An 11,902-nucleotide genomic window follows, 5' to 3' on the forward strand; every position below is an offset into this window, starting at 1 on the left:
CATGTCAAAACGGAAGATTAAAACCTTTCATCAGCTTGTCGAAGAATATAAGAAAGAAATCGCCAAGAACCCGAAAGAAATGGACGTCATTTATGACAAGATCGACCGCAGACACGAGAACCGCCTTTTGGCAATGTCTAAAGCAAAACAAACTTAAAAAAGAAGCCGCTCATTTTGAACGGCTTCTTTTTTACTATTCACTGAATGCAATTCCCGCAAGCTTGCCGATTGTCGCATCATCCATCGGCGGATTGTGGAGACCCGCCCGGACATCACGATAAAACCTTTGGAGCGGGTTCGTTCTCGCCAGGCTCTTCGCTCCGACGACTCTCATCGCCCTGTCTACGACAGCAATAGCCGTATTCGTTACTGTATGCTTAACCGCTCCAAGCTCACCAGTCAAAAAGACGCGGCGCTCCGGGTCATCATAAAGCTCTGCGACATGATACATAAAGTGGCGGGCTTTCATGAGTTCCAAATCGATTTCGCCGATATGGCGCTGAACAGCAGGCACTTCTTTAATCGGACCTTTCAAGCTGTTCGGCTGATAGTCTTTTGCAAATTGGACGGCATAATCTCTTGCTGCTTGCGCGATACCTAGATAAACAGCCGGTATATGAAGCAGCCAGCCGTTGACTTTATCCGTTCTTTTACTTGCCAACAGCTCGACAAGCATGGATTCGTCGAGACGGACATCGGTCAGCACCAAATCGTGGCTTCCCGTACCCCTCATCGCCGCCATATCCCACGTTTCTTCTATCGCCAAGCCTTCCGCATCTTTATGGATCAAGAAAACGCCGATCGTTTGCTTCTCTTCAATCCAAGCGGTGACAAGAAAGTAGTCGAGAACCGGAGACATCGTTGTAAATGTTTTACGTCCGTTTACAATCCAGCCGCCATTCTTTTTGACTGCATGGGTTCCGGGGCGTCCTCCTCTTGTCGGGCTTCCCGTCTGCGCTTCACTTGCAGCTCTGTTGATCAGCGCGCCCTTTAATGCTTCATGTGAAATCGATGAAAACACATGCCGGTCCCAGCTGTTTCCTTCCGCCAGTTCGCCCATCACGCTTAAGTGCCAGCCGATGCTGAGAGCCGTCGGTCCGTCTCCTTTGGCAAGCCGTTCCTGAAACAGAAGCATATCGTAGAGCGAAATGCCTTCTCCCCCGTAATCTTTTCCGACCGTCAGCGCTGTGTAGCCTGAATCCCGCAGCTTTTGAATATGTTCTGCGGGAAATTCGGCATGTTCGTCATAGTACGCTGCTGTTTTCTCAAATTCATCCGCCAGTTTCCCGATTTTACCGAGCCATTCCTGCTGCCTTTCCGTTTTCACAAATATTGAACACACACCGGCATCCTCCTGACCAAATTCCGATAGATTTAATAAGTATTATAGTTCGTTCCCGGCTTGTTGTGCAAATGATAGCCTTGGCAAAACAAAAAAGCGCACCTTCAGCGAGGTGCGCTTTTGACTAAACGGCTTGACCGCCGCGACGGTCAACCTTCATACCGAGATAAATCAGCATGTAGGTTAAGTAGCCCATCGTGATCGTGAGGCCGCCGAAGAAGAAATCGGAAAAAAGCGGTTCTTCATATGCGGCGATTCCGGCCAGCACGACCCAGCTTCCATAAAGATACGCCATAAAGAAGCGGACGCCGTTTTTCAATTTATATAACAGAAACAAACCTGCGAGCGAAAAGAGCCCGAGCGCAAGTCTAAAATAGACGAGATGATCGAAATTAAAGGCAAAAGAAACAAATGAAAATGACAACAGCAATACAATCGGCAATGCCGTAATAAATTTTTTCATGGATGTCTCATCCCCCATTCCCTTATCCTAAAATTATAATTTAGAATAGGAGATTCACACGGTAATTACGACATATTTCACAAAAGTGTCATTCCTTTTGTCACACTTTAGACAAATTTTTTTATACTTTCATATCGCGTTTACAAAAGGCCCACCACGCCGCTCCGAGAAAAAACACGAGATGGAGAAAGACGATGACGAGTGAAAACAAAGGCGTCATCCCGGTAAAAAGCGGCTTGGCCTCTCCGGCGTATTGCGTTAAATCGGTATTGGCGAACAATAAAAATTTACCGAGCGGTTTTTCCAAATACGACATAATCGTCACAAGCATTTTGGCGCCGTACAGCACGACAATCGACACCATAATGCTGAGCGCGCTGCTTTTAAACAATGCAGAGCATAAAAACGCAAAGGAAACCATCATCCATACTTCAAACCACTGCGTACCGATCATTGTCACCGTATTGATAAAAAGCGGCTCCGCTTTTTCGTCGAGCTTCACGCCGAAAAAGAGCAGACCGAATAATAAAGAAAATCCGTAGTAAATGATAAAAAGCCAAATGCTTGCGAGCACGCTCGTCACGTATTTTGAAACAAGAATTTTTTCTCTTCTGACAGGGCGGATCAGCAAAAATTTGATCGTCTTTTTATCATATTCAAAGGATATAATTGAAGCCGCCACCACAATCGAAAGCCCCTGCAAGAGGATATTCAGGTTTGGGGTGAATGAAAAATAGCCGATAAAATGATCCTCTGTCCCGGCGCTCATCAGGATTCTTTTCGTTATGAGCGCGAGGAGAAATTGAAAGACTGCGATCAGCGCCAGCGATACAAATGTTACTTTCCGCTTCAGCAATTTAACATGCTCGTTTTGAATCAGTTTAAACATCAGCATACCTCTCTTCCGTTCCATTCGTACGCGCCATATATTCATCCTCAAGAGACTGCTTAAACGGAGCAATCGAATAGACGTCAATATGATTGGCGACAAGCTGTTGATTTAAAGCGGGAATTTGCGCTTTCGCCACCTTTACGGTAAGCAGGCCTTTTTCGGCGTGAACTTCGTATCCCTGGTCTTTCAGCCACTGAAGCGCTTTGTCATGGGGCTGTACCTCCAGCATCGCCTTTTCCTGCTTTTCATCTGCATCATTGAGGTCGACGGTTGATTTGATTTTTCCTTGTTGAAGGATGACGACCCGATCGCACAAATCTTCCACTTCCTTCAGCAAGTGAGTCGCAAACAGGATCGCCGTTCCTTCTTCTTCGGCAAGCTCACGCAAGTGTTCGCGGAAATCTTTCATTCCCGCCGGGTCCAATCCGTTCGTCGGCTCATCCAAAATCAGCAGCTTCGGCCGGTGAAGAATCGCCTGGGCAATACCGAGGCGCTGTTTCATCCCGAGCGAGTATGTTTTGACCTTGTCTTCTGCGGCATCTTCTAGCCCGACCCTGCTGATCACTTCCGCCAGTCTATCCCGACCGATTCCAGCGTGCATATTTGCGTAGTGTTTCAGATTTTCATAGCCTGTCAGATACGGATAAAATTCAGGATTTTCAACGATGGCTCCGACGGACCGGATCGCTTTTTCAAATTGGCTGTCAATCGGAAAGCCGTTTATGACAATTGATCCGCTCTTCATTTTAATTAACCCGGTGATCAATTTAATGAGGGTCGTTTTTCCTGATCCGTTCGGACCAAGCAGGCCGATGATCTCCCCTTCATCCGCCGTTAAGCGGATATCCTTCAATATCGTTTTGCCGTCTATGATTTTATCAACATTTTCTATATGTAAAACAGGCTGCTTTGTCATAGCCCCCTCCTCTTTCCCCAAAAAATAAACAGTGCCGAAAAGGCACTGTTTGATTATATCATTTTTGAGTTACACGGACACTTCACTGTGAGGGGCTTCAATTTTGCCGTGTTTCTTTTCCGTTTCGGTGACGATGACTGCGCATGCTGCATCGCCTGTTGTATTGACAGCCGTCCGAATCATGTCCAGAAGTCGGTCAATTCCCAATATTAGCGCAATTCCTTCAACTGGAAGGCCAACTGTTTGAAGAACCATGGCGAGCATAATCAGCCCGACACCCGGAACACCCGCTGTTCCAATGCTGGCAAGCACTGCGGTGAGAACAACCATCAACAGCTGTGTGAGTGACAGGTCATTGCCGTACACCTGAGCGATAAAGATCGTCGCTACCCCTTGCATAATCGCCGTGCCATCCATGTTGATCGTAGCTCCAAGCGGCTGAACAAAGCTTGAGATCGGCTCTGGCACTTTCAGCTTTCTTTGAGCGACATCCATCGAAACCGGAAGCGTCGCGTTGCTGCTTGACGTACTGAAGGCAACAAGCATAACCTCTGAAAAATCTTTAAAGAATGTGAGCGGGTTCCGCTTTGCCAGAAACGCAATCGCTGCGCCGTATGTGACGATGGTGTGGATGAACAGCGCCAGAATGACGACGATCATATAAAGCCCCATTGCTTTAATGGCGTCCCAGCCTTGGCTTCCGATTGCCCCGGCAATCAAGCCGAACGTACCGTACGGTGCGAACTTCATGACGAGATTGACGAGATACATCATTAGATCATTACCCTGTTCAACCACTTTGAGAAGAGCGTCCGCTTTTTTGCCGAGCATCGTAATTCCGAGACCGACCAAAATGGAGAAAGCAATGATTTGCAGCATATTTCCTTCAGCCATTGCCTGAACCGGGTTTGTCGGAATGATGTTCAAAAGCGTTTCGGCAATGCTTGGCGCTTTCTGTGCTGAATATTCCGCAGCGCTTGTATCATATGTTCCGATGGTACCCGGTTTGATGACCAACGCTAAAACAAGTCCGATAATAATGGCAATTGCAGTTGTTACTAAAAAGAAAGAAATCGTTTTGGCACCGATTCTGCCCAGTTTCTTTGGATCTCCAAGTCCTGCCACCCCTAAAGTCAGAGAAAAGAAAACAATCGGTACAACGAGCATTTTAATTAAGTTGAGGAAGATCGTGCCGAGCGGCCCGAATAAAAATGTATTAAGCTTGCTAAATAAATCCGGCGAAGTGACGTTCAGTATAATACCGACGACTGCACCGAGTAATAGAGCGATAATAATTTTTGTTGCTAACTTCATATAACATATCTCCCCTTTCCAAAAAAAGCCCATGAGAGATCTCCCATGGGCTTTTACCATTAAAATTGGTTCCACATGACTCTCTTCACGTTGATGAGGTTAGCTGACGGGTTCGGACGAAGAGATGTCCGTCTTTCAGTTCGCACGGGAACAGAAAAATTCACCCCAAATGATCGGGTCCCCCACTCCTACTAAAGGATTAAACGTGTGGCGCTATTTCGTTATATAACAGTTATACCTGAAAATTCGAAATATGTAAACCAAATTTTCTGATTTACAAATATATGCTATTTTCGGGTGCCTGCTGTTCGGTTTTTCTCTTGACTTGTGACATCAAGGATATCAAGCAGGAAAACAAATATCGGAATACCGATAATTAAACCCCAAATCCCTATGAAATGTTCAGAAAAAATCAGCACGATAAACGTGAAGAAAATCGGCAGCTCCGTCTTGGCGGACATCAATTTCGGATTGAGGAAATAGGCCTCTATCGCATGGACGATCATGATGACCAGTACTAGTGATACGATATAAGCGATTCCGCCGATGCTGTAGGCGATAATGCTTAACGGAATAAGGGAAAGCACAACGCCTGCGACCGGAACCAGCCCGAGGAAAAACACCATGACGGCAAGGCCGAATAGCTGAGGAAAACCCATAATCGCGAGGGCAATGGTCGTCAATGCACAATTGATGGAGGCGATAATAAACTGAGCCTCCAGCACCTTTCCGAACGTTCTCGTGAATTTTTTACCAAAGTAAGCAATTTCCTCGTAGAAAATAGCTATTTTGCTCGTCTTAAATTTATCCATTAAGCTCAAGACCTTGTCTTTTTCGATCAATAAGAACATGCTGAGAACCAATGACATAACCACCTGCAGGCCAAACGCGCTAATATCCGTGATATATGTATAGATAAAGTTAAGACCTTTTTCCAAATAGGATGTCAAATTGATATCGCCGAACATACCGGTGATCATATCGAGAAAAGGAATGCTGTCAGGGTGAGAAGCGATATACTTTCCTTGTTTGATCAGCTGCTGAATCTGGGTGACGATCACGGGGTAATAGACCACACCGCCGATCGAAAGCGCGATGGCAAGAGCCGCATACAAACAGGAAATAATCAGTCTCTGGCTGACTTTAATAAAGCGGTTTAAAAAACCGCGGATCACATTTTCCAGACGGTTCATCAAAAACGTAAAGATAAATGTGAGCAATATGAGATTCATCATGCTGCGGAACAGATATAAAACTCCCGCCAATACAACAAAAACTGAAAAACGCCTGACCCCAGGGTGCTGAAAAAATTTAATCAACGCTGCCATTCGGTACACTCCCACCAGTACTTTAGTCCTTAACTTTTAGCAGTCAAACTTTTATAATTACAATTTGATGCATCATCTGTAAATTATATAACAAAACAGACCGGAAATCTCTTCAGAAGATCAATAATTAATAATATTTTAATATGGGCGCTCGCGCGGCAGCGGTAGCGGTAGCATCTTCCATAAAAAGAGAGGGGCTGATGTTCAGCCCCTCTCTTCACCGCTCATTAACCGCTTCTTCTTTGGCGTCCGCCTTTTTCACCGTTTTCTTGATAGAACTCCTTGTCATGGTTACGGCTTGTCGCTTCCCCGCCTTTTTGACCGATCTCCTGGTAGAATTCTTTGTCATGGTTTTTGCTTGTGGCTTCTCCGCCCTTTTCACCGATTTCCTGGTAGAATTCTTTGTCATGATTTCGGCTTGTGGCTTCTCCGCCTTTTTCGCCGATTTCCTGGTAGAATTCTTTGTCATGATTTCGGCTTGTGGCTTCCCCGCCTTTTTCGCCGATTTCCTGGTAGAATTCTTTGTCATGATTTTGGCTTGTCGCTTCTCCGCCTTTTTGACCGATCTCTTGGTAGAATTCTTTATCATGGTTTTGGCTTGTTTTTTCTCCGCCTTTTCTGCCTGCTTCTTCCCTGCTCATTTTGTTGTTGTCATTATTGTTTGCCATTTTCGATTCCTCCTTTTGAAGTGTTATGGTTTTTACATTCCACATATCAAAAAGAGTAAACACAAATAGCACATTCACGAAAGAGTCCGGGCATCATGCAATCATCCGCTGCCTTTTACCGTCCATTCCGGTACCGGAGCCGGCGTATTGTTCTGCAGCGTATTAGATATCTCGGCAGGCTCTTCAAACAGGGTAATGTTGATGGATTCGAACGTGCCTTTCTGATTTGTTCTTTCATATATTGCATCATGATGTTCCGCCATAAAGTTCAAATAATCGCGCTTCGATTTCCAAAGCACGAGGACGACGGCTTCCGGCCCGTCTTCTGTTTCCGCCCATCCGCCCCACTGCCTGATAAATCCGCTGACGTTTTGTAGCGGAGCCCATTTGGCCTGCGCCTCGCTGAATGCTTGAAGCTGTTGTCCGGCTGGTTTGCACCGTATCAGCTTCAGCACATTCCCTTCCGCGAAAGCGACGGTTTCCGCGTTAGTTTTTTCTATACAAAGGTTAACCGACCTTACATGAGCGCGCGTCCGGTGAATGACGCCTTTCGGAATCAGCAGGGAATCGTTCGCTTTAAGAACTTCTGTAGGACGGTCCTGAAAATCGATCAACAGCTCTCCTTCCAAAACAATAAACAGCTCATCTGAGCCGGGATGGAAATGCCATACGTATTCGCCCTCCAAAACAGCAATTCGCATACAATGGTCGTTCACTTCCGCAACGGAAAAATTGGCGTGCTTTTCTGTGACTTCCTTTGTCAATTCAAGAAGGTTCGTTTTGCGATCCATCAGCTTCACTCCTCTTTTATTTGATTTTCTCCCGAACTTATTTTACCATTTGACTTTTGAGCGTTCGCCTTTTAAAGTGTTGGATATTGGTGAAAAAACGGTATGAACCTATAGAAGAGGTGTACATCATGCAAAATCAAAACGGAAAAGCTTCAGGGCTTTTGCCGCTGTTTTTATTTGTTTGTTTATTCGTTGGATCAGGCTTGATCACAGGCGATTTTTACAGCCTGCCAATCGTGGCCGCGGCACTCGCGGCATCGGTTGTCTCACTGGCGATGAACCGCAAGGAGAAGCTCAGCCAAAAGACGGAGTGGTTTGCGAAAGGCGCCGGACACCCCGATATTATGATCATGGTGATGATCTTTATTTTGGCCGGCGCCTTTTCATCAGCCGCAAAGGCGATGGGGGCTGTCGAATCAACCGTTAATCTCGCGCTTTCGTTTGTACCGGGGCAGTTTATGGTTGCCGGTTTATTTATCATCGCTGCGTTTATCTCTATGTCGATGGGCACGTCAACCGGAACGATTGCTGCGCTCGCTCCGATTGCAGCAGGGATCAGTGCCGAAATCGGCGTTCCGGCGGCCTATTCGGTTGCTGCGGTTGTGGGGGGCGCGATGTTCGGTGATAACTTATCATTTATTTCCGATACGACCATTGCCGCTGTCCGCACACAAAAGACGAAAATGTCGGACAAGTTTAAAACGAATTTCCTGATCGTTCTGCCTGCCGCGGTTGCGACAGTCATCCTGCTGATGGTGTTTTCAGCCGGAGGGCATCCCGCCGCACAAGCCGGGACTTACAGCTGGGTGAAGGTGCTGCCGTATCTCGGTGTTCTGATATTCGCCCTTCTCGGGTTTAATGTTATGGCCGTTATTTTCGGCGGCATCGTGTTGGCCGGAGTGATCGGAATTTCCGACGGAAGCCTGACACTTCATACGTATTTGACGGCGATCACCGAAGGCATCGGCGGGATGTCCGAACTGATCATTTTATCGCTTCTGATTGGCGGAATGGCTGAAATGATGAAGCGAAACGGCGGGATCGCATTTCTCCTTCAATTTGTATCGCGGAGAATCCGTTCAAAAAAAGGAGCGGAAGCGGGCATTGCCGGCCTTGTCAGCGCGGCAAACCTGGCGACGGCCAACAATACGATTGCCATCATTACAGCGGGGCCGCTGGCTAAAGATTTATCCGACCGGTACGGAATCGACAACCGGAAATCGGCGAGCATCCTCGATATCTTTTCCTGTGTTGTTCAAGGATTGATTCCTTACGGCGCGCAAATGCTATCTGCTGCACAAATCGCGAAAATATCGCCTGTCAGCATTCTTCCTTATTCTTTTTATCCGATTTTGATCGGCGTCTGCGGCATATGCGCGATTATCTTCAGACTGCCTCGCTTTACGGAAAAAGCGTAACGCCATGAGAAAGGCTGCCGTTATCAGACGGCAGCCTTTATTTTTCCTTAAAATATCCATTCTCCTGTAATAAAATAAAAGAAAGACTTCAAAAGGACAGTGTCTTTATCATGTTCCACAAAAAAAATTCTTCTCTAAACGCAGCCGAATTTGTTCTTCTCGACCAACTTGTCGAAGAGGATCATCTGCTTCGAAAAATTGGTTAGACTTCTCTTTCATCATTGAAAAGGTTAAACCTTATGACAGTGAAAACAAAAGCCGCCCCTCACTTGATCCGCTGATAGGACAAGTGGATGTCTGCGCCCTTAAAAGCTTTTATCGATTTGACGCGAAAAACATTCAAATAAAAAACTTGCGATCCATGGGTCGCAAGTTTTTGAGTGAACAAGCAATTCATATCGATATGCATTCAATGTAAAACCATTTTTTCATTAATCATCCTTACCCCAAACACTCCGCCGGCTGCTGTTCCCTCACTGGATTTGAACGTGACAGTTACTCTCTCTTTTCCTTTCGTATATGCAACTGGAATGTCATAACATACATCAAAAAGCCTTCCTGGGTGATTTGCCTTTAGCTGCTGTCTGGCCAGTAGTTGATCATCTATCATGATCTCAAAATTTCTTTCGTATGTTTGTTCCTCCGATTGAAAGGTATCATCACTTCCAAAATAAGTGACCAGCAAATACATGGGTTGACTCGGCTCTGTTTTCATCTCATAACTGAAAAAACCATCTCCTCTGCTGTCTCGCCAGCCTCTGTGAACGATATTTGCGTAACCGGAGTAAGAGTTTTCTTTTTTCAGGTGATGTTCTATCTCCTGCTGTTGTTCATTCGGCTGAACGGCATCAACGGTTATGCGTCTGATGATTTCCTGCTTTTCTTTTTCTTCATCTGTAAAATCAAGATATTCCTTTTCAGTCATCACATACCAGTAAACGGAATACCGCTGATGATGCACATTGTAGAACGGCATGAATGTGATTTTTTCATTCCCCGGCTGTCCAATCGGTTTCGTTTGAAATACGAGTGATGTTTTGTCTATACACTTCACCCACTGATCCAACTGTCCCTGATCCGCAACCAACACAGGGACATCAATTAACGGGTGGTTATTAAGGGCGAGATGATCAGCAAGTATATCTGTTTCAGGGAAGTTCTCTCTCCCTAGTGCTCCTGCCAAAACAACCGGCCCATACATCAGAACGCTTTTTTTAGCATCATCCTTCGCTTGATAGATGTGGAGTTTCATCGGCAGATCAATCTCAATACAATCTCCTGTGTTCCAATGTTTGTGAATAGCAAGGTACCCATTTTTCTCAACCGATTGAACTCGTTTTCTATTAACCACAGCTTTAAGGCCGCCATTCGTCCAATAAGGAATACGAATATGGAGTGTCATAGGCACGCCGTCAGCTTTTTTCACAACCAGTTTGGTTTTATTCGCTGCTGGAAAAGAAGTTTCCTGTGTGATGATCATTTGTTTTTCGCGTACGTTTATTTGTGAAGGAATAAATAAATTCACATACAAATCGTCTTGGTTTAAATGGTAAATATTCTGCGTGTAGCGCGCGGGGTTTTCCATCCCGGTTCCTGTACAGCACCAAAAAGAATCTTCCGGTGAACAATACACCTTGAAATGCCCCGGCTGTGTGGAAACAAAATAGGTTTTCATGCCTGAATCGGGATCTTGGGAAGCAAGTATGTGATTATAAAGCGCATTTTCATAGTAATCCGTAAATCTCGCTTCGTGAAACCACCGGAATAAATGCCCGGTCAATTTCAGCATGTTATACGTATTGCACGTTTCCGCGGTCGTCACGCCTAACTCCTCGCTGCCTTCCGCGCCGAAATGCTCTCCAATACTGTTGCCGCCAATTGCGTAGGAACGCTGATATACAACCTGTTCCCAAAAGAAGAGGGCGGTATTTCTATATGCTTCTTTGCCCGTAATATCGTACAGCTTGGCGGCTCCGATCACCTTTGGAATTTGGGTATTGGCATGCTTTCCTTCAAGCTCATCCTTCCCCTCTGCCAGAGGCTGAAGAATGGCACGATGACAGAAACGTTCTGCAAGTTCAAGATATGCTTTGTTTTTCGTCAACATATAAAGATCGGCCATCGCCTCATTCATTCCGCCATGTTCACATATCAGCATACGCTGAAATTGCTCGTCCGTCAGACGATCCAGTCCCTTTTTTGCCCAATCAGCCAGCTTGATGACGACTCGTAAAGCCGTCTGATTGCTGGTTAGCCGATACGTATCTATTAATCCCGCAAACAGTTTATGGATGCTGTACCACGGCACCCAAGAGCCTCCCAAACTAAAGTGGTCCACCCGAAAATCACCGCTGAACACTTCATCAAAACACGCCCTGGAGAAACCGCTCACATATCCCTCTTCATCAAATTGTTGGATATGACTCAGCTCATTCACTGCGTACTCTGTTTTCCTTTTCAGCTTTTCATCTCCGGAAGCCTGGTACATGGCTGATGCGGCGGACAGCCAATGACCGATCGAATGCCCGGCAATCTCTTTTGCCTCCCACCCGCCGTAGCGTGGTTTTTTAGGCGTCTGTGATACAGCCTCATAACAAGGAGCCAAAAGACGGTCTACATCCAAAAAAAGCAAATATTCCTTCCCTTTCATCTGAGAATCATAAAACTTGCCTTTTAATAATGTTACATCTTTCATTTTTTGATCTCCCCCTATCACGTCTCATCATGCATGGTGATGCTTTCATTATCCAAATGATGATATGGGATGTGA

11 protein-coding genes, 3 pseudogenes and 1 riboswitch are annotated in these 11,902 nt (G+C 45.8%); of the genes and pseudogenes, 4 read left to right on the forward strand and 10 right to left on the reverse strand.

All coding sequences use genetic code 11. The features are described from left to right. The first annotated feature begins 1 nt into the window (after position 1). Positions 2-157: a Fur-regulated basic protein FbpB gene (gene fbpB, locus KI350_RS18425; RefSeq protein WP_041817153.1), complete on the forward strand. Its 156-nt coding sequence runs from the start codon at positions 2-4 to the stop codon at positions 155-157. Between the two features lie 36 nt (positions 158-193). Here fbpB and KI350_RS18430 read toward each other — a convergent pair whose 3' ends face one another. The 9 genes and pseudogenes from KI350_RS18430 to KI350_RS23335 all read right to left on the reverse strand — a co-directional run. Then, a complete protein-coding gene (locus tag KI350_RS18430; RefSeq protein WP_020450248.1) occupies positions 194-1,342 on the reverse strand; it encodes an acyl-CoA dehydrogenase family protein in 1,149 nt (382 codons plus the stop codon). Positions 1,343-1,466: 124 nt separating this feature from the next. Then, a complete protein-coding gene (locus KI350_RS18435) occupies positions 1,467-1,805 on the reverse strand; it encodes a hypothetical protein (RefSeq protein WP_023857878.1) in 339 nt (112 codons plus the stop codon). 121 nt (positions 1,806-1,926) lie between these two features. After that, positions 1,927-2,694, reverse strand: a complete 768-nt coding sequence (locus KI350_RS18440) for an ABC transporter permease (protein WP_020450246.1) — start codon at positions 2,692-2,694, stop codon at positions 1,927-1,929. Beyond that, entirely contained in the window at positions 2,687-3,613 is a 927-nt protein-coding gene (locus tag KI350_RS18445) for an ABC transporter ATP-binding protein (protein ID WP_020450245.1), read from the reverse strand. The genes KI350_RS18440 and KI350_RS18445 overlap by 8 nt, the downstream gene beginning before the upstream one ends. A gap of 69 nt (positions 3,614-3,682) precedes the next feature. Beyond that, positions 3,683-4,927, reverse strand: coding sequence for a dicarboxylate/amino acid:cation symporter (locus KI350_RS18450; RefSeq protein WP_041817420.1), 1,245 nt, complete (start codon positions 4,925-4,927; stop codon positions 3,683-3,685). A 74-nt stretch (positions 4,928-5,001) separates the two neighbouring features. Next, a riboswitch (cyclic di-AMP (ydaO/yuaA leader) is annotated at positions 5,002-5,143 on the reverse strand. 71 nt (positions 5,144-5,214) lie between these two features. Next, positions 5,215-6,255: an AI-2E family transporter gene (locus KI350_RS18455; protein ID WP_020450243.1), complete on the reverse strand. Its 1,041-nt coding sequence runs from the start codon at positions 6,253-6,255 to the stop codon at positions 5,215-5,217. Positions 6,256-6,482: 227 nt separating this feature from the next. Beyond that, positions 6,483-6,923, reverse strand: a complete 441-nt coding sequence (gene gsiB / locus KI350_RS18460; protein WP_020450242.1) for a glucose starvation-inducible protein GsiB — start codon at positions 6,921-6,923, stop codon at positions 6,483-6,485. 101 nt (positions 6,924-7,024) lie between these two features. Beyond that, positions 7,025-7,378, reverse strand: coding sequence for a YdbC family protein (locus tag KI350_RS23330; RefSeq protein ID WP_306420069.1), 354 nt, complete (start codon positions 7,376-7,378; stop codon positions 7,025-7,027). A gap of 6 nt (positions 7,379-7,384) precedes the next feature. Next, positions 7,385-7,714 (reverse strand): annotated as a pseudogene (locus KI350_RS23335) (cupin domain-containing protein); the annotation flags it as partial. Between the two features lie 128 nt (positions 7,715-7,842). Between KI350_RS23335 and KI350_RS18470 the strand changes: the two are divergent. The 3 genes and pseudogenes from KI350_RS18470 to KI350_RS23115 form a co-directional block, all read left to right on the forward strand. After that, positions 7,843-9,132, forward strand: a complete 1,290-nt coding sequence (locus KI350_RS18470; protein ID WP_020450240.1) for a Na+/H+ antiporter NhaC family protein — start codon at positions 7,843-7,845, stop codon at positions 9,130-9,132. A 110-nt stretch (positions 9,133-9,242) separates the two neighbouring features. Further along, positions 9,243-9,415: pseudogene (locus KI350_RS18475) on the forward strand (IS5/IS1182 family transposase); the annotation flags it as partial. Between the two features lies 1 nt (position 9,416). Further along, a pseudogene (locus tag KI350_RS23115) lies at positions 9,417-9,479 on the forward strand (hypothetical protein); the annotation flags it as partial. A 62-nt stretch (positions 9,480-9,541) separates the two neighbouring features. On the opposite strand, the gene KI350_RS18480 reads toward KI350_RS23115, so the two are convergent. Then, a complete protein-coding gene (locus KI350_RS18480; RefSeq protein WP_065643253.1) occupies positions 9,542-11,827 on the reverse strand; it encodes a beta-L-arabinofuranosidase domain-containing protein in 2,286 nt (761 codons plus the stop codon). Positions 11,828-11,902: the final 75 nt, after the last annotated feature.

It is taken from the genome of Bacillus sp. J41TS8, from assembly GCF_018333035.1.
GTDB classification, from domain to species: Bacteria; Bacillota; Bacilli; order Bacillales; family Bacillaceae; genus Bacillus; species Bacillus paralicheniformis.